The 23065-nt window shown below is 41.5% G+C and carries 21 protein-coding genes; 10 read left to right on the top strand and 11 right to left on the bottom strand.

The genetic code is table 11. The features are described from left to right. Positions 1 to 5 precede the first annotated feature (5 nt). The 4 genes from ACS5PU_RS09385 to gltX all read right to left on the bottom strand — a co-directional run bounded on the left by ACS5PU_RS09385 (position 6) and on the right by gltX (position 7592). On the bottom strand, positions 6 to 3593 hold the full coding sequence (locus tag ACS5PU_RS09385; RefSeq protein WP_439459027.1) for a response regulator: 3588 nt from the start codon (positions 3591 to 3593) through the stop codon (positions 6 to 8). Positions 3594 to 3612: 19 nt separating this feature from the next. Continuing rightward, positions 3613 to 4746, bottom strand: a complete 1134-nt coding sequence (locus ACS5PU_RS09380; RefSeq protein WP_439459026.1) for a sensor histidine kinase — start codon at positions 4744 to 4746, stop codon at positions 3613 to 3615. A 103-nt stretch (positions 4747 to 4849) separates the two neighbouring features. Continuing rightward, complete coding sequence (ypfJ, locus tag ACS5PU_RS09375; protein WP_439459025.1) at positions 4850 to 5692, bottom strand: KPN_02809 family neutral zinc metallopeptidase; 843 nt, start codon at positions 5690 to 5692, stop codon at positions 4850 to 4852. Positions 5693 to 6083: 391 nt separating this feature from the next. After that, positions 6084 to 7592: a glutamate--tRNA ligase gene (gltX, locus tag ACS5PU_RS09370; RefSeq protein WP_439459024.1), complete on the bottom strand. Its 1509-nt coding sequence runs from the start codon at positions 7590 to 7592 to the stop codon at positions 6084 to 6086. 226 nt (positions 7593 to 7818) lie between these two features. Here gltX and ACS5PU_RS09365 point away from each other — a divergent pair, with 226 nt between their 5' ends. From ACS5PU_RS09365 to ACS5PU_RS09355, 3 genes are read left to right on the top strand one after another with little or no spacing between them, the layout of a single operon-like run. After that, entirely contained in the window at positions 7819 to 9027 is a 1209-nt protein-coding gene (locus ACS5PU_RS09365; RefSeq protein ID WP_439459023.1) for a sensor histidine kinase, read from the top strand. After that, positions 9008 to 9517 (top strand): DinB family protein, encoded by a 510-nt coding sequence (locus ACS5PU_RS09360; protein ID WP_439459022.1) that lies wholly within the window; start codon positions 9008 to 9010, stop codon positions 9515 to 9517. The genes ACS5PU_RS09365 and ACS5PU_RS09360 overlap by 20 nt, the downstream gene beginning before the upstream one ends. Next, complete coding sequence (locus tag ACS5PU_RS09355; protein ID WP_439459021.1) at positions 9507 to 9929, top strand: hotdog fold thioesterase; 423 nt, start codon at positions 9507 to 9509, stop codon at positions 9927 to 9929. Before ACS5PU_RS09360 ends, ACS5PU_RS09355 begins: the two co-directional genes overlap by 11 nt. A gap of 57 nt (positions 9930 to 9986) precedes the next feature. Here the strand turns inward: ACS5PU_RS09355 and ACS5PU_RS09350 are convergent, their stop codons facing one another. After that, on the bottom strand, positions 9987 to 10349 hold the full coding sequence (locus ACS5PU_RS09350; protein ID WP_439459020.1) for a DUF6249 domain-containing protein: 363 nt from the start codon (positions 10347 to 10349) through the stop codon (positions 9987 to 9989). Between the two features lie 135 nt (positions 10350 to 10484). Between ACS5PU_RS09350 and ACS5PU_RS09345 the strand changes: the two genes are divergently transcribed. From ACS5PU_RS09345 to ACS5PU_RS09325, 5 genes are all read left to right on the top strand, one after another. Beyond that, the gene (locus ACS5PU_RS09345; RefSeq protein ID WP_439459019.1) at positions 10485 to 11048 is read left to right on the top strand and encodes a Crp/Fnr family transcriptional regulator; all 564 of its coding nucleotides are present in this window, start codon (positions 10485 to 10487) and stop codon (positions 11046 to 11048) included. Positions 11049 to 11112: 64 nt separating this feature from the next. Then, entirely contained in the window at positions 11113 to 11433 is a 321-nt protein-coding gene (locus ACS5PU_RS09340; RefSeq protein ID WP_439459018.1) for a DMT family transporter, read from the top strand. 36 nt (positions 11434 to 11469) lie between these two features. Further along, the gene (locus ACS5PU_RS09335) at positions 11470 to 11877 is read left to right on the top strand and encodes a hypothetical protein (protein ID WP_439459017.1); all 408 of its coding nucleotides are present in this window, start codon (positions 11470 to 11472) and stop codon (positions 11875 to 11877) included. 464 nt (positions 11878 to 12341) lie between these two features. Then, entirely contained in the window at positions 12342 to 12923 is a 582-nt protein-coding gene (locus ACS5PU_RS09330; RefSeq protein WP_439459016.1) for an RNA polymerase sigma factor, read from the top strand. After that, positions 12920 to 13399 carry an anti-sigma factor family protein gene (locus tag ACS5PU_RS09325; RefSeq protein WP_439459015.1) on the top strand — a complete coding sequence of 160 codons (480 nt, stop codon included), beginning with the start codon at positions 12920 to 12922 and terminating at the stop codon, positions 13397 to 13399. The genes ACS5PU_RS09330 and ACS5PU_RS09325 overlap by 4 nt, the downstream gene beginning before the upstream one ends. Before the next feature lie 114 nt (positions 13400 to 13513). Here the strand turns inward: ACS5PU_RS09325 and ACS5PU_RS09320 are convergent, their stop codons facing one another. From ACS5PU_RS09320 to ACS5PU_RS09295, 6 genes are all read right to left on the bottom strand, one after another. Then, complete coding sequence (locus tag ACS5PU_RS09320; protein ID WP_439459014.1) at positions 13514 to 14041, bottom strand: RBBP9/YdeN family alpha/beta hydrolase; 528 nt, start codon at positions 14039 to 14041, stop codon at positions 13514 to 13516. A 103-nt stretch (positions 14042 to 14144) separates the two neighbouring features. Further along, positions 14145 to 14336: a cold-shock protein gene (locus ACS5PU_RS09315; RefSeq protein WP_010599196.1), complete on the bottom strand. Its 192-nt coding sequence runs from the start codon at positions 14334 to 14336 to the stop codon at positions 14145 to 14147. Between the two features lie 104 nt (positions 14337 to 14440). Further along, positions 14441 to 15367, bottom strand: coding sequence for a hypothetical protein (locus tag ACS5PU_RS09310; protein WP_439459013.1), 927 nt, complete (start codon positions 15365 to 15367; stop codon positions 14441 to 14443). A gap of 71 nt (positions 15368 to 15438) precedes the next feature. Continuing rightward, on the bottom strand, positions 15439 to 16305 hold the full coding sequence (locus tag ACS5PU_RS09305; protein WP_439459012.1) for a phosphodiester glycosidase family protein: 867 nt from the start codon (positions 16303 to 16305) through the stop codon (positions 15439 to 15441). Between the two features lie 405 nt (positions 16306 to 16710). Continuing rightward, positions 16711 to 19227: a zinc-dependent metalloprotease gene (locus ACS5PU_RS09300; protein ID WP_439459011.1), complete on the bottom strand. Its 2517-nt coding sequence runs from the start codon at positions 19225 to 19227 to the stop codon at positions 16711 to 16713. A 92-nt stretch (positions 19228 to 19319) separates the two neighbouring features. Next, positions 19320 to 20567 (bottom strand): aspartyl protease family protein, encoded by a 1248-nt coding sequence (locus tag ACS5PU_RS09295; protein WP_439459010.1) that lies wholly within the window; start codon positions 20565 to 20567, stop codon positions 19320 to 19322. 51 nt (positions 20568 to 20618) lie between these two features. Here ACS5PU_RS09295 and ACS5PU_RS09290 point away from each other — a divergent pair, with 51 nt between their 5' ends. Further along, on the top strand, positions 20619 to 21947 hold the full coding sequence (locus ACS5PU_RS09290) for a D-alanyl-D-alanine carboxypeptidase (RefSeq protein WP_439459009.1): 1329 nt from the start codon (positions 20619 to 20621) through the stop codon (positions 21945 to 21947). 92 nt (positions 21948 to 22039) lie between these two features. Beyond that, a complete protein-coding gene (locus ACS5PU_RS09285) occupies positions 22040 to 23065 on the top strand; it encodes a glycoside hydrolase family 18 protein (RefSeq protein WP_439459008.1) in 1026 nt (341 codons plus the stop codon).

Genomic DNA, 23065 nt, shown 5'->3' with positions numbered 1-23065 from the left:
GTAGTTTAAGATTTATGGTGGTTTTCGTATAGCCAAACGCGCAAAAGCGATATGAGCTGATCCATATCTACAGGTTTACTGATATAATCGGAAGCGCCCGCAGCAATACATTTTTCTCTATCGCCCATCATGGCTTTGGCCGTAACGGCCAAAATAGGCAGGTTTCTATATTTAATATCCTGCCTTATGGCTGTTGTGGTTTCGTAACCATCTAACTCCGGCATCATCATATCCATCAGTACAACATCCACCGTATCGTTTTCATTTAATAACTTAAGCGCCTCTTTTCCATCGGTGGCGGCCAAAACCTTCATTTGGTGCTGCTCCAACACTTTGGTTAGCGAAAAAATATTGCGCACATCATCATCTGCCACCAAAACGGTTTTGCCCTTTAGCACATCCTGCAGTTCGGAGAATTTTTTAGAAGGTTTCGTTTTCTCCTTGCTCTTCTCTTCTACCAGATGAAGAAATAAACCGGCTTCATCCAATATGCGCTGGTAAGAGTGTGCGGTTTTCACCACAATAGAATCGGCATATTGTTTTATGCGGTTTTCTTCTCCTTTTGATAAATTTTTACCGGTAAAGATAATGATCGGCAGGTTTTCCAAACCTGGGGTCTTTTTCACCGTTTCCAGCGTTTCGTAAGCATGTTTATCCGGAATGCCCATATCTAAAATAACGCAGTTAACCTCTGGTTTGTGAAGCGCCGAAACACTTTCGGTTACCTGGTTTACAATCTCCGTTTGGATATTAAAATTGCTTAAAAAGTAGCTCAACGCTTTGGCATGCTGCTCGTTTTCTTCCACAATAAGCACCTTTTTGGGGTGGCGGCTCAGAGCATGCTCCAGCTTGGCAAAAATCTCCTGCATATGCTCGAAAGCAAAGGGCTTGTTGATAAAATCGACTGCACCTTTTAACAAACTTTCTTTTTTAACCTGTAAAGATGACATAATGTGCACCGGAATAGGCCGTGTTGATGGATCGGATTTAAGTTCTTCCATTACCTGCCAGCCATCTTTAACCGGAAGCTGTATATCGAGCAGAATAGCCAGCGGTTTGTAGGCCTTGGCCATTTCGATACCAGCATCGCCACGAACGGCAACCAGACCTTTATAATTCCGTTTACGGGTAAAATCCAACAGTGTTTTAGCAAAAGGGGTATCATCCTCTACAATTAAAATCACTTTATCGTCAGGCTGAATATTCTCGCGGTCGTCTTCTATATCCTGAGGAATATTATCGACCGTTAATGCGCTAGGCTTTTTAGCCACAGGTTCTATTGTAGCAATAGCTGGTTTAATTTCATTTGGTACAACGCCATCAAAACCTTTGTGCTTATCTAAGGGCAGAGTAAGCGTAAAAATACTGCCCTGGCCTTCGGTACTTTTTAAATCGATATAACCGCCCAACAGCTTAGCCAGCTCCCGGCTGATGGAAAGCCCCAAACCGGTACCGCCAAATTTGCGTCGGGTAGAGCCATCGGCTTGTTGGAAAGCCTCGAACACCATGCCCTGCTTTTCGGGCGCAATGCCCACTCCGGTATCGGCTACCCTAAACACTAACGCACCCAGCTTATCATTTTTGGTAATGTTAAGCGTTACCGAACCTGCACTGGTAAATTTAATGGCATTGGATAAAAGGTTTTTTATAATCTGCTCTAAACGCATTTTATCCGTGTGGAAAAACTCGGGTACATTGTCTGATTTTTGGATAACAAAGTTTAAGTTTTTCTCTTTGGCCAGCGGATTGAACAGCGAACGCATATTAAGCACAATCTCATCTACTTTGATATTGGTTCTGTCGAGCTCCATTTTACCGGCCTCAATTTTGGATAGATCGAGGATCTCGTCGATCAGGCTCAGCAAACCTTGCCCCGAACTTTGGATTACTTCGGCATACTCTTGGTGTTCGCGGTCCATGGCCTCATTTTCGGCCATTAACCTCGATAACAGTAAGATCGAATTAAGCGGTGTTCTTAACTCGTGAGACATATTTGCCAAAAACTCTGATTTATATCTGGTGCTCAGTTCCAAAGCTTCGGCTTTTTGCTGTATCTCGATATTCCGTTCTTCAATCAGTTCATTTTTTTCTTCGAGCAGGCTACTTCTTTCTTCAAGCTCTTGGTTGCTCTGCAACAGTTCTTCCTGCTGTACGCGCAGTTCTTCTTCGCTTGCCTGCAGTTTCTGTGCCTGCGCCTCCAGCTCGGCATTTAAGCCTTCCAGCTCGTTGTGCTGCACCTGTAACTCTTCCGATTGTGCCTGGGTTTCTTCTAACAGCTGCTGCAGTTTTTGGCGGTTTTGTGCACCAAGCAGTGCCGTACCCACATCAGATAGTACCAGGTTTAGAAAATGTAACTGTAAATCGGTGTATGTACCAATGGTACCCAATTCTATTCCGCCCACAGAAATTTCATTCCTGATTATTGGCAGAATGATTAACTGCGCAGGCTTAATATTGCCCATGGCGTGGGTAATGGTCAATTCGTTCTGCGGTACATCTTCTAAAAGGATAGATTTACCTGTTTTTACGGCCTGCCCAATCAGTCCCTGCCCAATTTCTAAAGTTTCAGTTAAATTTTGTCCCTGCAGGGCATATTGTCCTTTTAGGTGCAGGTAACCATCATCTTTGAAAAGGTATATGGCACCAATCTGGCTCCGGGTATAATTGGCCAAAAACTCGATAATATCTTCTGCCAAATGGAATACATCTTTTTCGCCTACCATTTTTACGTTAAGGTTGGCCACACCGGTTTGCAGCCATTCGTTTTCTTCGAGTGTATCGAACGATTTTTTTAACGAAGATGACATGGCATTGAGCGAATCAGAAAGCTCGCCAATATCATCCTGGGTCTGGCTATCGAGTTTTACGCCATAGTTGCCGTTCGAAATCTGATGTGCAATTTCTTTAATGGCCACAATGCGTTTCTCCATTTCATATTTTTTCTGTTCTATTTCGGTTTGCAGCTTAACGCGCTCATCAAAATCGACAGATACCTTTCTGTAAAAAAACAGGGTAATCAATATCGCCAGCAAAGCCGCTATCAAAATTAAGATAGGGGTATAGGAAGTAAGCTTGTTCAGTTCTGCGGTGCGGCTATCAAGCAATCTCCGTTCTTCCTTAACCATCCGGCTCACGGTAGCCCTGGCCTGGTCCATATAGGTTTTGCCCTCTACAAGCACCGTTGGATCGATCTGTCCGCCCAACGATTTGATTTCGATGGTTGAAGTGATGATATTGAGCCTACGGGCCATGATATTTCTAAGCTCAGCTACATTTTTCTGCTGAACAGGATTATCCTTGGTTTGTACTTCTATCCTGTTTAATGCCGCCATTGCCGTATCGGTAGAGCCATAATAAGGCTGCAGAAAGATTTTATTGCCCGTTAGCAGGTAGCCTCTTTGCCCTGTTTCGGCATCTTTCAAGGTAGAAATTACACCCTCGCTGTTTAATATCACCTCATCACTGTGTTTTACCAGCTCGGTACTTTTAATCAGGTTACTTATACTGGTATAGGAGGCCAGCGAACTGATAAATAGAATAATTAACGATAAGCCAAGGCCCAAACGTAAATTATTTTTAAGAGTTGTCTTCATTTATATGGATTGTGGATAGTTAACTTTGGTTTTTAACGATTTCTTCTTCGGTAATGGGAATGATAAAATAGAATTCTGAGCCTTCATTGGGCACGCTATTTACCCCAACCTTACCGCCATGCCTATTAATGATTTCTGAGCAGATGTATAAACCTATACCCAGTCCATTAAAGCGGTTACTGTTTTCTTCTACGCGGTAAAACTTATCGAATATTTTTTGCTGCTGTTCTTTTGAAATACCGATACCAAAATCTTTTACGGCCACGTACAACTTTTCATCTTTTATATTGATGGTTACGTTAACCTGATTGGTACCCGGTGCATATTTTATGGCATTGGTAATAAAATTGATAACCACCTGCTCCAGGCGCATTTCATCGCCATAAACCATTTGGCTGGTTTGCCCCAGTTTGGTAATCTTAAAATCGGGATTGGATTGCTGCAGCATTTCGATGGCGTTGTTTACCATGTTATCGGCACAAAAATGCTGCATGTTAAACTTCATTTTTCCGCTTTCGATTTTAGATATATCGAGCAGATCGACGATTAAATCGTTCAGCTTTTCGAGCTGGATGCTGGCTTTTTCCAGGTGGTTCTGGGCCATTGTTTTATCATCGCGGTTTAAGCTGCGCTGCAGGAGTTGGATATAGCCTTTTACACTGGTTAAAGGCGTTTTAAGCTCGTGGCTGGCAATGCTGATAAATTCGTCTTTTTTATGTTCGGCCTGTTTTCTGAATTCTATTTCCTCCAACAGTTTTTCCTGCACTTCGTTAAGCTTTCTGTTCTGCTCATAAATCCGGTAAAAGGTTTTTATTTTGAGCAGCAGTACATTAATATCAACAGGTTTGGTTATATAATCCAAGCCCCCGCTCAAATAACCTTTGGTAATAAACTTCAGCTCGGTATTTACGGCCGATAAAAATATGATTGCGGTATCTTTTGCCTTGCTAAAGCCCGAAATGGCCTCAGCCACTTCAAAACCATCCATATCCGGCATTTGCACATCAAGAATGATGAGCACGTAATTGTTCTTTAAAACTTTTTTAAGGGCTTCTTCTCCTGATGAGGCAGTATCCACCTCAAAATTGTGTGCTTGTAGTACTTTTTGTAACGAGATCAGGTTTTCAGGCCTGTCATCAACTATAAGGATCATCTTTATTAAAACAAATAAGAAGCTGAGATAATTATGTTTGGTTCTGAGAAAAAATCCCATTAACTGTAAACCAACAAAAGTGTTTTAAAAAAGTTTTAAATTTTTATAAATTATTTGAATTAAAGGTATCGCCCTGTTTAATGTCGCCGGTTTCGAAACCTTTTTTAAACCAGTACATGCGCTGTGCAGAGGTTCCGTGGGTAAAAGAGTCTGGCTGAACATCGCCTGTAGCCTGCTTTTGCAATTTATCATCACCAATGGCATTGGCCGCGGTTAAGGCCTCTTCTATATCGCCTTCTTCTAGCCTAAAATCTTTCAGGTTTTGTGCATGGTGCGCCCAAAGCCCGGCAAAAAAATCGGCCTGAAGCTCTAATTTTACCGATAGGCGGTTGTATTCTTTTTCGCTTACCTGCCCACGTGCCTGATCAAGTTTTTCGGAAATTCCAAGTAAATTCTGAACATGGTGACCAACTTCGTGTGCAATTACGTAAGCCTGGGCAAAATCGCCGGCAGCGCCAAATCGGTTTTTCAACTCATCATAAAAAGACAAATCAATGTATACCTTATGGTCGCCGGGGCAATAAAAAGGCCCAACATTCGCACTAGCGTTTCCACATGCGGTTTGAACACCATCTCTGAAAAGCCTCAGCTTAGGATACTCGTACTGTTTGCCCATGGCCTGAAATTCTTTGTCCCAAACCTGCTCTGTCGATTCGAGTACGCCCGATACAAACTGCGCCTGTGCATCGTTGGCTGGCACCCCCTGCTTAACCTCTTCGGTACCGGTTGTTGCCGGTAGCTGATTAACCACTCCTGTTAAATCTTTACCGAAAATTAGGCCCAACACCACAACAATAATCCCTATTCCACCACCTAAAATGGTTCTTCCACCGCCACCGCTTCTCCCGTCTTCTACATTATTACTTCCTTTACCAAACCACTGCATAGTTTAATTTTTTTAGTTTATTGAATAACCTTAATTAGTGCACAATTGTTATACTAATGTATAAATTATTTTTATTGGTTTATTCTTTTGGGTTGTACTGTATCAAAATAGCGGTCGCGATCCATTTGTGGCATTTATTTTTGTGACAGGTTTTGTTACTGTTTAAAATTTGGACACAAGTTTGTGTCCGTTTTTGTTGTGACAATTTTTTTGGTCACAGAAAATTTGGTCACAAAATTAAATTGGCGAGAACAAAAAATGGGTGCCTTTAATTTTGGAGGCACCCATTTCATATTTTAAAAAGACGCTGAACCAAGTTCAGCATGACGAACGCTTTAAGCAAAAGGACTAAAAATTGGTTACAATGACTAACCAATACGCTCACTCAACGTTAGCTATTAAAAACAGCGATAGCTTTTGCAATCCTTCTTTTGGTTTCGGCCAGGCCAAGCAGTACGGCAATATCAAAAACCCCGGGACCAAATTTGCCACCAACCAGCATAATGCGGAAAGGCAGCATGAGTTCGCCGGGTTTAAATCCTTTTTCTTCAGCCAGTGCTTTAAAAGCTGTTTCGGCAGTAATGGCATCAGCTAATGTTAAACTTTCGGCAAAGCTGTTAAAGAAATCGGCTTTTTCTGGTGTCCATTTTGGTTTTACCGAGTTTTCATCATAGCCTGCAGGCGAAGCAAAAAAGTAACTGCTCTGTGCTACAAAATCGGGCAGCAAAGTGCAGCGGTCTTTAATTAAATCGATAACTGTATGTAAGAAAGCATCATCGTTAAGCTCGATTCCCGCTTTTTCTAGTTCAAGTTTAACACTAGGCGCTAATTGCTCAGCACTTTGCGCTTTAATCCACTCGTGGTTGTACCATTTGGCTTTTTCGAAATCGAATTTCGCACCTGCTTTGCTAATCCGCTCAACCGAGAATTTTTCTTCGAGTGCTTTTAACGAAAACAGTTCTTGGTCGGTACCATCGTTCCAGCCTAAAAGAGCCAACATATTAACAAAAGCTTCGGGCATAAAACCCATTTCTTTAAAGCCTTTGGTTACATCGCCAGTTTTAGGGTCGGTCCAGTTCATGGCATATACCGGAAAGCCTAAGCGGTCGCCATCGCGTTTACTTAATTTCCCATGCCCATCTGGTTTTAAAATTAGCGGCAAATGCGCCCATGCAGGCATATCGGCTTCCCAGCCTAAATATTTCCACAGCAAAATATGAACCGGTGCCGAAGGAAGCCATTCTTCTCCCCTAAAGGCATGGCTAATTTCCATCGCTTTATCATCAACCACAACGGCCAAATGATAGGTAGGCATTCCATCTGCTTTTAAAAGCACTTTATCATCTACCAAAGAGGTTTCGAAACTTACATCACCGCGGATCAGGTCGTTAAAGTGCACAATTTCATTTTCTGGTACTTTAATGCGGATTACATGTGGGGTTTTGGCCGCCAATAAATCTTCTACTTCGCTAAGGGTAAGGGTTAACGAATTGCGCATCTGCATTCGGGTGGCCTGCCCATACTGAAAATTAGGGATATCCTTACGTTTGGCATCCAGCTCTTCGGGCGTATCGAATGCGTAGTAGGCATAACCATCGCTTATTAGCTGCTCGGCAAATTTACGGTAGCTCGGTTTGCGCTCGCTTTGGCGGTAAGGACCATAGGTCCCGGGCTTGCTTGGGCTCTCATCAGGTGTAATGCCGCACCAGTTTAAGCAATTGGCGATATATTCTTCAGCACCTTCAACAAAGCGGTTTTGATCGGTATCTTCTACACGGAGCACAAAAGTTCCGTTATTTTTTCTGGCGAACAGATAATTGAACAAAGCGGTACGCACACCGCCTAAATGCAAACCACCAGTTGGGCTTGGGGCAAATCTTACTCTAACTTTTTTATCCATAATCGGGGTGTTGGGCGCTTGGCGTATAGCGGTTGGCGCTCAACAAACGCTCATCGCACTGCGCAAAACGCAAGACGCTGCAAAGATATGTTTTTCATCCGTTTTATCCCGTTTTCATCTGTGATGAAGCGCTTGGGCTTTTAAAATGATTGCCATAGGGTTTTAGAAAAAGCATAATGGTTTGGTGTTTTTTTCGTTTTGTTATTGTAATTTGGCTAGCTCAAGCATGAACCCTTATCAAAAGAAACGCCGCTGGAAGTTTTTCCTTCTCATTTTCGCCATCTTAATTGGCATTGCATCAGTATTTTACACCGATTCTTTTGTAAAGAAAATGGAGCGCGAAGAGGCAGACCAATTTCACCTTTGGGTTAAAATCCAGGAGCGAGCCATGTTCCTTTATGATAATGACGATTACATCGTAATTGTAGAAACAGTAAGAAAAAACACGAAAACTCCTGTAATAATGGTCGATTCTGCAGGTACAATTACTTCTTTCTTTGGTTTAGACAGCACCAAAACAAATTACCCGATTTCTGATCCAAAGCTTACTTACGATAGTCTTTATTTTGTAAGGCAGTTGAGGCAAATGAAAGCCCAGCATCCACCTGATGAAATGAGTTTTTTGGGCAAAAAATTCAAGGCTTACTACCGCGATTCGTTCATTTTAACCCAGTTAAGGTATTTCCCTTACATCCAGATGGGCGTAATATTCCTTTTTCTTTTAACGGCTTATGCGGCATTCAGTTCGGCACGCCGGGATGAACAGGACCATGTTTGGGTGGGCTTGGCCAAAGAAACAGCGCACCAGTTGGGCACGCCAATTTCATCGCTCATGGCCTGGACAGAACTGATGAAATCGAAATTCGATGCAGAAGATGATCCGCTGATTGCCGAAATGGAAAACGATATTAAAAGGTTGGAAATTATTACCGACCGTTTTTCTAAAATCGGCTCGAAACCGATGCTCGAAGACCATACGGTTTATATTGTAATCAGCGATTTTATCCGTTATTTTAAAGTACGCACCTCCGATAAGGTTAAATTTAGCATTACCGGCGATGAGCAGGTACGGGCCATGCTAAACGTGCCCCTGTTTGATTGGGTGATAGAAAACCTGTTAAAAAATGCAGCCAATGCCATCGAAAACGAAGGTTCTATTTCGATCAACATTATCGAAAACTTGGCCAAGGAGCAGGTATTTATTGATGTTAGCGATACGGGCAAGGGTATTCCAAGATCCAAGTTCGATGCTGTTTTCCAGCCCGGCTATACTACACGTAAACGCGGCTGGGGGCTTGGCTTATCGCTTACCAAACGTATTGTAGAAAATTACCACAGCGGAGAAATCTTTGTAAAAGAATCGGAGCTTGGCAAAGGCACCACTTTCAGAATAATTTTAAAAAGCAGCTTAAAATATGAACCGACCACAGCCTAACGAGTACCCAATTTGGGGCGAAACATACATCAGCAAAGTTGATAGAGATATTTTCGAAATTTTAAACGATCAGATAGAAAGCCTGCCGGCCCTGTTTAGGCGCAATGCCGATAAGGCCGATTATGCTTATGCTGAAGGCAAGTGGACACTTAAAGAAATGCTTGGGCACATTATTGATACGGAGCGGGTTTTCGTTTTCCGCATTACCTGTTTTGCCCGCAAAGAACAGCAGCCGTTACCAGGCTTTGAAGAAGACGATTATGTGCTAAATGCCCGTTTTGACGAACGTGAACTGGAAGACCTGATTGAAGAATTTGTTGCCCTCCGCAAAGCAAACCTGTACCTGTTTAAATCTTTAAATGAAGATGAGCTCAATAGAAAGGGGATTGCCTCGGGAAGAGAAATTAATGTAAAATCGATCTTGTTTATTGTTGGTGGCCATATTATCCACCACCTTTCGGTATTAAAAGAGCGTTACCATGTGGTTTAAAAATTTTACGGTTGATGAACTGAACAACCGGCCAAAAAACCATTTGGGTGGGCTACTGGATATTAAGTTTACTGAAATTGGCGCAGACTTTATCAGCGGTACAATGCCTGTTGATGAACGTACCCACCAGCCTGCGGGCATATTGCATGGTGGAGCCTCGGTAGTTTTGGCCGAAACATTGGGCAGCATTGCTTCATACATGTGCATTGACCCTGAAAAATATGTGGCTGTTGGCCTTGAGGTAAATGCCAATCACCTGCGCCCCGTAAAAAGCGGTTTGGTAACGGGCATCTGCAAACCATTGCACGTTGGTGCAAAAACGCAGGTTTGGGAAATTAAAATTTATGATGCGTGGGGCAAAATGAACTGTATAAGCCGATTAACGGTTGCCATTATCAATAAACCCCAATAGCGAAGAGAAGTCAAGTTTAATTGGGCAGTCGGCTATGAAACTTGACTTCTCTGAGGATTAAAATTTGTTGTTATCGAGCCATTTCTTTTCTACCAGATAAGAAACAATTAAGCCCAAACCACCGAAAATACCCAGGCAGCCGAAATAAATGGCAACCGATTGTCCTTCTTCGCTATGGGTCATGTCGCTTCCGAATATTCCCCTAACGGTGAAAAGTGCCACCAATAAACCAATTCCTAAACCAACCAACAACAAACCGAACTTTAAGCTTAAAAACGGTTTTGGTGTGGCCTTGTGCACACCCGGATCGATTCCCCGCTCGATCATTGCCATTTTCTCTTTATTTGATAAATAGCGTATTCCGAATACCATTGCGAATGCACCTAAAAAAAGTGAGATTGGGACTAATATACCTTCCATGATTATAATTTTAATTTGTAAATATTTAATTGTGTATTGAACCGTGTTCTGTGTATTATGACAACACGCTTTTTAAACAGGTTACACCCCTGCTGAAAAAAAATTAATAGCTTTATCAAACATCCGTAGATCCAATTGTATAAGCAGTTAAAAGATATAGCCATTTGTAAAGCCCTCAGCAACGAGGCTTTGAGCCTAATGGCCAATGTATGCACGGTGGTTGAGCACGCCAAAGGAACTGTTTTAATCCATGCTGATAAGATTGAACCCTTTTTTTATATTCTTCAAAATGGTATTGCCAGAGCATATTCTGACGGTGAAAACCAGCAGATTACTTTTTGGTTTGGGCAAAAAGGAGATATTCTTTTCTCTTTTAACAGCTACATTACCAACAGCCCCGGTTACGAAAACATTGAGCTTTTAGCAAACAGCACTTTAATTAGGGTTAAACTGAACGATTTGTTTTTGCTGTACGAACAAAACCTCGAAATTGCCAACTGGGGCCGTAAAATAGCCGAACGCGAACTAATTGCCACAGAAAGGAGATTGATAGACCGGGCTTTTAAAGGTGCCGCGGAGCGTTACCGCGATTTTATAGCACAATCGCCAGAGCTGATTAAAAAAGTAGCTTTAAAACACATTGCTTCTTACCTGGGTGTTACCCAAGTTACCTTGAGCAGAATTAGGGCCGTACAGTAATTTTTTAACATTTGTAAAATGTTGCGCCATAAATGTGCTGTAATTTTGCAGAAACACATTTATCATGAACTGGATTATATTAATTATTGCCGGACTTTTTGAAGTTGGTTTTACCACCTGCTTAAAATTATCGAACAACTTTTCGAACCTAAAGTGGAGTGCGGCGTTTTTTGTTTGCATTAGCTTAAGCTTTATGCTGTTAAACAAGGCTGCCCAAACTTTACCCATGGGCACAGCTTACGCCGTTTGGACCGGTATTGGTGCAGTTGGAACCGTAATTATTGGGATTGTTTATTTTAACGAACCCGCAACCTTTTGGCGGATATTTTTTATCTGTACACTTATTGGATCAATTGCAGGTTTAAAATTTTTCGCGTCACACTAACTCGGCCTCCTTCCGAAGTTTACAGGGGCCAGCGCATTGGCAAAACTTCGGAAGTTTAGCCTGGGCGCACCAACGCTGTTCGTAAACCTGATGGCAGCGGCAGCCCCGAAGCATGAGGGCTACAGCGAACAGCAGGGCTATAATCCGCCAAGAAAAACAGGCCCTTCATTTCCTAAAAAAACGATAAAATTTAATCACTTTCATCTCCAGTTTGGTGGCGCAAAACCGATCTTCTCACAATATTCTTTTTTGGAGCGCAATGCCTGTGCAACCAACAAAGCCGGTTCCCGTGTTCCGTTTTACGCTTCAGGTTTCGTTCCTCAACCTTGCAGGGTAACACTCCACCCGGGGCTAAATGGCCAAAACATCATTTCATTTTTACGGTTTGCAGGGCGCACCAACGCTGTTCGTAAACCTGATGGCAGCGGCAGCCCCGAAGCATGAGGGCTACAGCGAACAGCAGGGCTATAGTCCGCCAAGAAAAACAGGCCCTTCATTTCCTAAAAAAACGATAAAATTTAATCACTTTCATCTCCAGTTTGGTGGCGCAAAACCGATCTTCTGACAATATTCTTTTTTTGAGCGCAATGCCTGTGCAACCAACAAAGCCGGTTCCCGTGTTCCGTTTTACGCTTCAGGTTTCGTTCCTCAACCTTGCAGGGCAACACTCCACCCGGGGCTAAATGGCCAAAACACCGTTTCACCGTTCAACAAATCGTCATTGCGAGAAGGCTTTTTCAGCCGACGAAGCAATCTTTCATGGAGAGATTTCAAGCATCAAAGATTGCTTCCCCGAAAATCGAGGCGGGCTGTCGTTCCTCCTCGCAATAACGGCCTTTCGTTTTAACAATTAAAAATCATGTTTCACGTGTAACCTGTTTATCTTTAATGTAGTCTTACAGCTAAACATGGAGCAAAAACTTACAGATTTGGAGATGATACAAAGTGTATTGACCGGTGAAACCGCTCAATATGCTGTGTTGGTAAAACGCCATCAGCGGTTTGTATTTACACTGGCTTTAAGGTTTGCAAAAAACAGGGAAGATGCCGAAGAAATTGCCCAAGACTGTTTTGTTAAGGCATATAAAGCACTGGGCACGTTTAAGCAAACGGCAAAATTTAGTACGTGGCTATACACCATTACCTATACCACTGCCATGACTTTTTTAAGAAAAAACCGTTTGGATACTTCATCCATACACGATGAAAGTACCATTTTACAGCTCGAAAACCATACCTCGGGCTTTAACGCAAATGGTTACGAAAGGCAGGATAGCCACACCTTTTTAAATCTGGCCATTACCCAGCTTATGCCTGATGATGCCGCGATTATTACTTTATTTTATAAAGGCGAACAAAGTTTGGAAGAAATTGGCGAGGCTTTGCACATGGAACCCAATACGGTAAAAGTAAAATTGCACAGGGCGAGGCTAAGGCTTAAAGAAAAATTACAATATTTGTTAAAAGATGAAGTAAAGGAGTTACTATGAACACAATAGAAGAACAGCTTTGGGATTACATAGATGGAACCCTGAACGAAACGGAGCAAAAAGCCATCGAAGAGAAAATCGGATCTGACCCGAAGGTTAAAGCCCAATATGATGAGCTGCTAAAACTAAACCTGGCATTCGGTGAGCTTGATCTTGATGACCCTTCTATGTCATTCAGCAGAAATGTGATGGAGCATGTGATGGCGGCCCCTGCCCCTGTAGCCATGAAAACAAAGGTTGACAAGAAAATTATTTACAGTATTGGCGGCTTCTTTGTGCTTTCGCTGTTAAGCTTATTGACCTATGTATTTTATAAAGCTGATCTTACGGTGCCGAAATTCGATCTTAATGTTAATTTCGACTTCAAGCTGGATAAATATATTACGCCAACTGTGCTGTATAGCTTTTTATTTATCGATCTGGTAATTGGTTTGGTATTTCTAGATCAGTTTTTGAGGAAGAAGGCACATAAATAGCGTGCACTCGGCGCCCGATCGTCATTTCGACTGGCGTGCTGTCCCGAACATTCAGAGAAATCTTTGTGAAAATTACAATAGATTTCTCCACTACGGTCGAAATGACGGCTCATTCTAACCCAATTTTTTAAGTATCTCCAACCCTTCTGGCCATTGGCCAAATCCGGCATCGGCATTAATGTGGCCCGCATTGCCGATATTGATAAATTCGCTGCCCCAGCAACCGGCAAAATATTTAGCCCTTTCCAAGCTCACCCATTCATCGTCCGAACTGGCAACAACAATGGTTTTAAAGTTTATCCTATCAAGCGGTACATGATCAAAACCAACCGTTGGAAAGGTATACCGGGGTGCTTCTAAATCACTCGGCGCAACAAGCAAAGCCCCTTTTATTATTAGCTGATACTGTTTTGCCCAATTGGCAATGGCCGTACAGCCCAAGCTATGCCCAATTAAAACCACCGATGATAAATCATAGCCCACTAAAGCCTGGTTAATATTTTCGGTCCAATCTAAGCTATTGGGTGCGTCCCATTCCTGTTGGTCAATGCGCTGAAAATGATTTCCGGATTTTTCGAAATGGGTTTGCCAATGGTTTGCGCCAGAGTTGCCCAAACCGGGAATAATAAAATAGTTCGTCATAAAATGGATCAAAAATACAGCACCTTTGAAATGCGCTACAAGCCGATAAAAAACAAAAAAGCCCCGACTGTTATCGAGGCCATTTGTAAATATGATAAATAAATTAAATTACTTTCACATTAACGGCATTTAAGCCTTTTTTACCGTTAGCAACTTCGTACTGAACTTTGTCGTTTTCACGGATTTCGTCGATAAGACCTGTTGAATGAACAAAAATTTCGCTATCGCCATTCGCAGGGATGATAAAGCCAAAACCTTTAGTTACATTGAAGAATTTTACTGTGCCTTCTTGCATTGTATTAAATATTAAAATTAAGTATGCAAGGTAAGTTTTAATTTTTAAAATCAAAATAAATTTTAACATTTTTTTAACGTTAAAATTTTGTAAATATCAGATTACTAAGGCTTTTTAATTGCCTTCCCAATAATTGTTAAGGTAATTTCGCTATTGTGCGGAATTCCAAGCGTTGTTCCGGGAGCCACATTAAAAAGATTTCTAACGTAAATATCTGCTATGCCCTGAGCCACCTTTTTTTTGGCTTCGGCATTTTCGGGAAGCACGTTATAAACGGTTTTTACATGTATACCTCCCTGGAAATCTACAACGGCTGCAACCTGGTATGCAAAATCCTTGTAAGCACGGTCTATTCTGATGATATATTGCGGAAACATATAGTCGTAAGCCTCGGTGCGGTTATTCGCCCTGTCTACCGTACTTATTTTTTCGACCCTGGCAATTTTACTTTTGGGTATAAACTGAACGGGATCGGTAGCGGCAAAAGCACTATCACTGTTCAGGTTTACCTTGGCGGCGCGTTTCTCAATAAAAACAGTATCTGTTTTGGTTGGTTTCTGTAATTCTTTAGCAGTGGTTTTAAGCTTATTCTTAATGTAACTCTGCGCATAAAAAGTCATGTTCACATCCGAGCGGACATCGGCAGCAATTACCTTTCCATCTACCTGGATGCGCTGAAAAACCAAACTATCTTTACTGATGTGCTTTACCTTAAAAAATTCGGCGGCGAAATTATATACGTTTCCATGATCATATTGCATGTAAAATTTCTGCATAATTTTTTTCTGGGGGCTCCAGGCCATCATGGTATCTTCTTTGGCCACCTCTATAATCCACGAAGGTTTTTGCATAAAACCCTCCTCGTTAAAAGAAAGTCCATTTTTAAACCTGCGTTTTACTTCCTCATAACGGATACCCTTAACAGGTTCGAAGGTAAAATCCCTTAAGGTAGGATCGCTGGTTTTAGAGCCAAACTTACAGGCAGAAAGCAACAGCGCAGTAAAGAAAAAGTATAGGGTGTTTTTAATCATTTCAATAAAAAATCTGCGACTAAAATAAGTATTTATCTTAGAATAGACCGGTTTAACTAACAGTAGAACATTTACTTCTTTTTAACCAGAATTACATTGGCCACTTTTCTTTGGCCTTCGTGGTCCCACTTTTTATTATCTGTTGGATAATTAATTACCCCATTATCAGGCATTCCACTTACCCAAAGCGTTGTTGAGCCTCCTCCATCAAAGTTGATGGCGCTTGTACAGCCCAGCCACCGCATCAGCTTAGTGAGTTCGAACAAACTCATCCCGGCCGAATTTTCATTCCGTCCATCAACCGTTAATAAAATTACCCTTCCATTGGGTTTAATGCCCAGGCAGGTACGCGGATGGCGCAAGCGGTTAAAACCTGCGGTATCCAATTGTTCGTCGGTACCGTTTAAGGTAAGTAAGGGGCCGTTCAGCAAAACATCGGGCGCGGTTAATTTGGTTTCCCAATCGGCACTACCATCCCATTTAACAATGCTAAGCTTGCCGTTTTCGATGATTACGCCCGCTTCCTGATGCCTCGCCCGCTGGCCATCTTTAGCCAGGCGGTTGGTATTAATCGTTTTTCCGTTAACGCGTACAAAATCTACCGACCCACCGTTTTTTACATCAAAAAAATTTCCGTTTATGGCGGCTATGGCAGTATCGCGGATACCAAAATTGCTTGTGGTAATGAGTTCTTTTTCTTCTGCACCTATAGCGAATAAAGCCTTGCGACCGGTATTCTTAATTTCTAAAAAAGAAATGTTTTCGTTAGCCAGGAAAAGGTTTTTCTGGTTAAAATGATGCTGGAACAACATTACCTGTTTGGCAATCCTGTTTTTCTGCCATCGGGTTTTTACAAGGGTTAAGGAATCGGCATTCTGGCCAAAAACAGATAGGGCACTTACAAGAAAGGAGGCAACAAATAGTAGTTTTTTAAACATGGCTTCAGTTTTGTCCTAAAATTAAAAAACGGTTTAGTGTTTAACTTAAAGCATCAAGAATTATACAAAGGCTTCAGCGAAGGTGTGTTCAGGCAAAACATTCAATCTAGTTGAAGATTTTAAGTTGGTTATCTCTTGTAAATGAACGGTTCGGTGCTAATGGCTGCCGATTGTCCTGCTATCCCTCCAAGTCCTCACTCATACTTCGCTCCGGGCTTTCCGTCCTATCAGGTTTATATTAGCACGGCCTGCAAAATAAATTCCCTCTGGCCTAAACAAAAAAAAACGGAGCGATCAATTTAATGATCTGCTCCGTTTTTTGAATGAATGAATGATTGAGTTTTGAATGATTGAATGGGCATAATGCAATTCAATCATTCTCTCAATTAATCATTCAATAATTAACTATTTCTTCGGATCTAAAATATCTTTAATGCGGATACTTAAATCTTCGTAATGTGCTTTTGTAATGGCATCGCCCGCAGCAGATCTTGCTTTCGTAGTGGCCAATAATGTTTTTAACTCGGCTCTAACCAATGGTCTGATATCTGATAAACCTACATTAATTGGTGTTAAACCAAAGCTTGCAGCATAATCAACAGGGAAACCAACCGGAAGTTCGTTTTCTTTGGTCATTAAATCCTGTAAACGGTCTACATAAGCACGTTGTAAGTTGCGTTTAAAGGCATCTGCCCTACCTGCAACAAAAACCGATGATCTTAAATCAGTAAATAACTCAGGTAAAGTATAGGCTTTTGCCGCTCCGTTTTTAGTTTCGTTATCCAATAAACGTGCAATACGCGATGGCGATAAAAGGTTGCCCAATGTATTGGCCTGAACACTTTTGATGCGGTTTAACAAAACGCCATTATCAAATTTGCTCAATTGATCGTTGCTGATTAACCAGAGTGGTGTAGTAAACAATTGCTGATTGAAGAAAGTAACGGCTTCTTTTTGTTTTGCTTTTGGCAGGTAAGCGTAAACCGGCCCTTTTTGCTCGTAAGTTTTAAAGTTTTCGCTTAAACCACCAACGTTTGTGGCTACGTGGCCCATGTAACGGTTAAACTGTCCAACAATTTCTGTATAAATTTCTTTTAAGTCGCTGTAATCTCTACCTTTTTGGTAAGTCCACTTTTCTACGTTAGGTAAAATGCGTTTTAGGTTGGCAATACCATAAGTACTGGCTTTCATGGCATTATCACCTAAATCTTCGCTCTGTAAGCGCGGATCTAACGAAGTTCCCTGACGGCCGTAGAAATACAATGGGTTACCTGCATTTTTTAAGGTCCATTGATCTAAAATTTCTTTTTCCTGCTCAGCGGTTTTATTTCCCGGGATCCACGAATATCCCCATTTCACAACCCATTTATCGTATTCGCCAATTTGAGGGTGTAATTTGGTTACGCCATCGCCTGGTTGAGCGATATAGTTAAAACGGGCATAATCCATAATTGATGGTGCGGTACCATGTTTATCTGTAAATGATTTCGAACGTAACGAATCAACAGGATAAGCATAGCTAGAACCAAAATTGTGCGGCAAACCTAAAGTATGGCCAATTTCGTGCGAAGAAACAAAACGGATGAGTTCGCCCATTTGCTCATCGCTGAACTGAGCTTTACGCACTGCAGGGTTAATGGCAGCGGTTTGTACAAAATACCAGTTACGCAACAGGTTCATTACATTGTGGTACCAGCCAATGTGTGTTTCTAAAATCTGTCCGGTACGTGGATCGCTGATGTGCGGTCCGTAAGCATTAGCAATATCAGAAGCGAAATAACGCACTACGGAATATCTCGAATCTTCTACACTGAACTGAGGATCTTGCTGCGCTGTTGGTGCTTCTTTACCGATAATGGCATTTTTAAAACCTGCAGCTTCGAAAGCTACCTGCCAATCGTTAATGCCCTGGATTAAAAATGGCACCCATTTTTTTGGTGTAGCCGGATCGATATAAATTACAATCGGTTTTACAGGCTCTACCAGTTCACCGCGTTTGTAAGCATTGGTATCTTTTGGAACCAGGTTCCAGCGGTGAATATAGGCGGTACGCTCTGCTTTTTGCGCGCTGCTTCCGTAATCAATTTGCGATTGACCAAAGAAACCTACCCTGCTATCCATAATCCTGGCTTTTACCGGAATTTTTGGCAATAACAACATCGATGTATTAAACTCTAATGTAACCGCACCATTGCTATTATCGGTTGGTGATTCGGCGGCGCGGTAGGTTTTGGCTGTTTTCACTTCAATATTGATCGGGAAAGTTTTAACCGTATCAATGTAAGAGCGTGTAGCATCGTACATGGTAACTTTGTATGCTTTACGGATCTGATCGGTAGCGCCAATGGCCATAATATCACCGTTGTAAAAATCGGTAACATCAATTACAACGCCTGTAGTATCTTTATTGTAAGCTTTAATTTCAAAACTGGCTAAAATCTGCGAAAGGTTCGAGTTTTGTACCGATTCGTACATATCGCTGTTGGGATCTGCCTTGGTTGAATAGCTTGGCACACGGATAAAAACCTGTTTGCCCCTGCGCTCCCATTTCCAAACCTGCTCGTTCAGCTCTTCGCCACCATATTGCTGGTTACCAACTTTTACGCCTGCAGGCACCTTAGCCAAACGCGTAACCACAAGCATTTCGCGGTTAATTACTGAATCTGGTATTTCGAAATACCATTTATCGTCTACTTTATGGGTTTTAAATAAACCATTGGTGCTTCTGGCCTTTGCGGTAATTACTTCAGAAAACGGTTTTATTCCTTCTTTTTTTGGGGCTGCTGCCGGTGTGGCTGCAGCGGTTGCAGGCGGTGTGCCTTTGCTGGTTTTAGATTTCTTCTGGGCGTATACGGAATTTGATCCGCTTACACCAAGTGCTACAATACCTGCTAAAGCAAGTATTTTAAAGTTTTTCTTCATGCGTATTTAAAAGTTAGTTTGCTTGACAATAAGAGGTTAAAGTTAAAAGCTTGTTACAGCCCAATCTTATTGTAACTGGAAAATTACACCATTTAAATTCTTTTTTCCAGATGCACTACTTTAAAAAACACCTGCTTATCCCTATAAATTTCAAAAATTATACTCCTATCAGCTTTTGATTTAAACATTTCAGTCAGGTCATTTAAGGTGTAGCTATCAACACCTTTAAAATTGATTCCGATAATTTCATCGTCGGTGCACAATCCGGCTTTTTCGGCCGGGCTTTTTTCATCTATTTCGCCAATCAGTAAACGTTTATATTCATTTTGATCCAGATAAATTACCATGCCAACCATATCATGCTCGAATGGCGCCTTGCTTAAGCTGTTTGGCTTAACACAAATAAAGCCATCATCATAGTTAATCTGTAAATTAAATTTCCGGAGTAAATCGGCTCCGAGATTTCCATTTCGTTTCGACAGGTCAATTTTATCCGAAATCGTTTTAAAATCGGGAAAACCTGCAATAACACTATTAAACGCATAATTTCCCAAAGTAAACTTACTCACCCTGCCAACATAGCCCTTTATCTGACCACTAATGCTCATGCCCAGATTTGCACTTATTCTTTTTTCTGGCAATGGAAATTCAGTTCCCCCCAAGGTTTCGAGTGATAGTGCATGGCTGGCACCTGTATCTATTAAAAACCTAGCCTTAACGGTACCGCTATCAGGAATTTCGACACTTGCCATTACATATGGTTTTTGGTTTTCAACCTGTATAGGTATTTTTTCTCCACGGTATTTTATTTTGGCATCTTTATCATAAATGATTATCCTATTTTCATTATACCGAATCTCTACAACAAAACTATTAAAGAAATTAAAGCCAAGTAAGCCATAAATTTTTAAGCCCAAATGCCCTGATAGGTTAAACAGATCATCTTTTAAAATGGCTGTGGGAATGTGTTCAATAGATGCATTTCCAACACTTACATTAATCTCCTGCGAAACATAAGCCTCAACCGTTTCAATTCCCAGGCCCGAAACTTTGATTTTACGCATCTGGCTAAAATTTAGCGAATCGATAACCGAAGGATCTGTAATGATCAAGGGCCCCACCCCCGTATCCAGAACAAAATCGTAAGGCCCTTTTCCATTCACATATAACGGAATAACAACCAGGTTTTTTATGCATTTAAAAGTAATAGACTGCTTCTTTTGGTTTCTTTTAAAATAAAACTCCTGTGCAAAGCCAGCAAAACAGATCAAAAACAACCCAGCGCAAAAAATCAGTTTGCGTAAACAGATGATTACAACAGGGCTACATTTGGTTAACATTAAACTAAATTTAATAAATTAGTTGATAATTGTATCCCTTAAATTTAGAAGATGTTTCCGTTAAAAAACCAAAACTTTATTTTTCTGGCAATGATAGGCTGTATTGGCTTATTATCAGCCTGTTCAACCAATAAAGTGATATCAAAAAAGGTAGCCAAAGAATTTAAAAATTCGCAGGTAATTAAGCAATACCATGTTGGCTTTGCGCTTTACAACCCGGGCGATAAAAAAATGATCTTTCAGAAAGATGCCGATAAATATTTTACACCCGCATCCAATACCAAGCTCTATACTTTTTTTGCCAGTTTGAAAATGCTGCCCAATTTAATGCCTGCATTAAAATACGTTGAAAGAAATGATTCGTTGATTTTTTGGGGAACAGGCGACCCATCTTTTCTGCAGTTTGCCGTAAAGGACAAATCGGCTTATAATTTTCTTTTGGCTACCGATAAAAAGCTGTTTTTCGCGCCTGGCCGGTATAGCGGTAATTTTTTTGGCGATGGCTGGTCGTGGGATGATTACGATTATTACTATCAGCCCGAGATAACCGAAATGCCCATCATGGATAATATGGTAACATCTACCTATGCCGGGGCAAACAAAATCAACATTGAACCCAAGGTTTTTGCATCCTGCTTTGCAATCGATTCGACAAAAACCACCGGGAGTTTTCAGGTTAGCCGCGATTTCCTGACCAACCGTTTTCATTATCCCGCAGTTGCTGTAAAACCGGGCTACAATCAGCAAAACCCCTACAAAAGCAGCCCACAGCTTACTGTTGAGGTACTTTCGGACACTTTGCATAAATCGGTTGGCCTTATCAACTTTAAAATGCCTTCGTATGCCAAAACCTTACCTGGAGCACAGCGCGATTCGGTGTTAAAGCACATGATGCTGCCAAGCGATAACTTTATTGCCGAACATTTATTACTGGTTTGTGCCAACCAGATTGGCGATACCTTAAGCACAACCAAAGCCATTGAATACATTACCAAAAATTACCTTTCGTTTTTGCCCGATAAGGTGAAATGGGTAGATGGATCGGGCTTATCGCGCCAGAATTTATTTACCCCAAGGGATAACGTTCTACTGCTTGATTCTATTTATAAACTAGTAAATAACCCGGCAAAATTATTTGATATGCTCCCTGCCGGAGGGAAAAGCGGCACCTTAAAAACGGCCTACCCTAAAACCAACCAGCCTTTTGTATTTGGCAAAACAGGCTCGCTTGGTGGCGTACACAATCAAAGCGGTTATGTTTTAACCAAAAAGGGGAAAACCTATATCTATTCTTTCATGAATAATGGTTTTGTAAAACCAACTGCCGAGGTTAGGGCCGAAATGGTCAGGATAGTAACTTATATACACGATAATTTTTAAAAAAATAACCCCGTAATATCCAGCAAGTAATGATTTAAATTTGATCACCGCTAAAACGCCACCATATGTAATCCATACCAAAAACCTATCCTATGAAAAAAATCTATCTTTTGATCTGTGCAACAGCACTGCTGGCCATATCATCCTGTAAAAAAAGCGACAGCCTACCTGAGCCACCCACCCCGGTAAGTCCGCTTGTGCCTTATGTAGCTGATAACAGTTTTAAAATTATTGCTTACTTTCCAAGCTACCGCGATCCCAGCGCTGTGGCAGATGCAAAATATAAGATGATTACCCATTTATTTTATGCCTTTTTAAACCCCAATCCCGATGGCTCTCTGGCAACGCTCGAACAGCCCGGCAGGTTTAACGCTGTAATGCAAAAAGCAAGGGCCAATGGCGTAAAAACCGGCATCTCTATTTCTGGGGCCAAAAGCATTTTTGTAACCATGGCTGCTTCACAAACAGCCAGAAACCTATTTGTTGCTCAAGTGCTAAACTTTGCAAAAACGAACAATTTAGATGGTGTAGATATGGATTGGGAATACCCCAGCACTAGCGATGGCTCGGCCGATAATTATGTCCTGCTCATGAAAACACTTTCTGATTCGCTACATAAATACAACAAGTTTTTAAGTGCGGCCATTACCCCGGGTGTTTACGCTGGCAGCATCCGCGATGGATTGAAATCGGACGTTTTTCCGGCGGTAGATTTTTTCAATATCATGGTTTATGATGGCATTGGCTGGGATAAAGACGAGCCGATACAGCATGCCTCTTACAACATGGCCCTTTCGAGTTTAAATTACTGGTTAAAGACACGGGGCATGCCTAAAGAAAAAGCAGTTTTAGGGATTCCGGCCTATGGAAAAAATGCAAGCAATGCGGCCAGGGCCTACCGCGATTTCGTAGCTGCAAATGCGGATATAAGTTTAGATTCGGCATCTGTTGATGGCGTAAAATATTATTTCAACGGCACTACAACCACCAAGAAAAAAGCTAAACTTGCCAAAGAGCTTGCAAATGGCCTGATGTTCTGGGAATTTTACCACGATGATAATTCGGCAAATTCCATCATAAAAGCAGCCAACGATGAGCTGGGAAGAAGTTACAATTAA

The sequence above is a fragment of the Pedobacter sp. GSP4 genome (assembly GCF_051857575.1).
In the GTDB taxonomy this organism is placed as follows: Bacteria; Bacteroidota; Bacteroidia; order Sphingobacteriales; family Sphingobacteriaceae; genus Pedobacter.
Note: the sequence above shows the minus strand (reverse complement) of the source record. Positions and strands in the feature narration are given on the sequence as shown.

Excerpts from the sequence above, each read along its gene's own strand:
- ACS5PU_RS09315 (WP_010599196.1), bottom strand. The coding sequence starts at position 14,336 with ATGCAAGAAGGCACAGTAAAATTCTTCAATGTAACTAAAGGTTTTGGC.
- ACS5PU_RS09325 (WP_439459015.1), top strand. The coding sequence starts at position 12,920 with ATGAACACAATAGAAGAACAGCTTTGGGATTACATAGATGGAACCCTG.
- ACS5PU_RS09385 (WP_439459027.1), bottom strand. The coding sequence starts at position 3,593 with ATGAAGACAACTCTTAAAAATAATTTACGTTTGGGCCTTGGCTTATCG.
- ACS5PU_RS09380 (WP_439459026.1), bottom strand. The coding sequence starts at position 4,746 with ATGATCCTTATAGTTGATGACAGGCCTGAAAACCTGATCTCGTTACAA.
- ACS5PU_RS09320 (WP_439459014.1), bottom strand. The coding sequence starts at position 14,041 with ATGACGAACTATTTTATTATTCCCGGTTTGGGCAACTCTGGCGCAAAC.
- ACS5PU_RS09360 (WP_439459022.1), top strand. The coding sequence starts at position 9,008 with ATGAACCGACCACAGCCTAACGAGTACCCAATTTGGGGCGAAACATAC.
- ypfJ (WP_439459025.1), bottom strand. The coding sequence starts at position 5,692 with ATGCAGTGGTTTGGTAAAGGAAGTAATAATGTAGAAGACGGGAGAAGC.
- ACS5PU_RS09300 (WP_439459011.1), bottom strand. The coding sequence starts at position 19,227 with ATGAAGAAAAACTTTAAAATACTTGCTTTAGCAGGTATTGTAGCACTT.
- ACS5PU_RS09330 (WP_439459016.1), top strand. The coding sequence starts at position 12,342 with ATGGAGCAAAAACTTACAGATTTGGAGATGATACAAAGTGTATTGACC.
- ACS5PU_RS09365 (WP_439459023.1), top strand. The coding sequence starts at position 7,819 with ATGAACCCTTATCAAAAGAAACGCCGCTGGAAGTTTTTCCTTCTCATT.
- ACS5PU_RS09350 (WP_439459020.1), bottom strand. The coding sequence starts at position 10,349 with ATGGAAGGTATATTAGTCCCAATCTCACTTTTTTTAGGTGCATTCGCA.
- ACS5PU_RS09290 (WP_439459009.1), top strand. The coding sequence starts at position 20,619 with ATGTTTCCGTTAAAAAACCAAAACTTTATTTTTCTGGCAATGATAGGC.
- ACS5PU_RS09310 (WP_439459013.1), bottom strand. The coding sequence starts at position 15,367 with ATGATTAAAAACACCCTATACTTTTTCTTTACTGCGCTGTTGCTTTCT.
- ACS5PU_RS09305 (WP_439459012.1), bottom strand. The coding sequence starts at position 16,305 with ATGTTTAAAAAACTACTATTTGTTGCCTCCTTTCTTGTAAGTGCCCTA.
- gltX (WP_439459024.1), bottom strand. The coding sequence starts at position 7,592 with ATGGATAAAAAAGTTAGAGTAAGATTTGCCCCAAGCCCAACTGGTGGT.
- ACS5PU_RS09285 (WP_439459008.1), top strand. The coding sequence starts at position 22,040 with ATGAAAAAAATCTATCTTTTGATCTGTGCAACAGCACTGCTGGCCATA.
- ACS5PU_RS09295 (WP_439459010.1), bottom strand. The coding sequence starts at position 20,567 with ATGTTAACCAAATGTAGCCCTGTTGTAATCATCTGTTTACGCAAACTG.
- ACS5PU_RS09355 (WP_439459021.1), top strand. The coding sequence starts at position 9,507 with ATGTGGTTTAAAAATTTTACGGTTGATGAACTGAACAACCGGCCAAAA.
- ACS5PU_RS09340 (WP_439459018.1), top strand. The coding sequence starts at position 11,113 with ATGAACTGGATTATATTAATTATTGCCGGACTTTTTGAAGTTGGTTTT.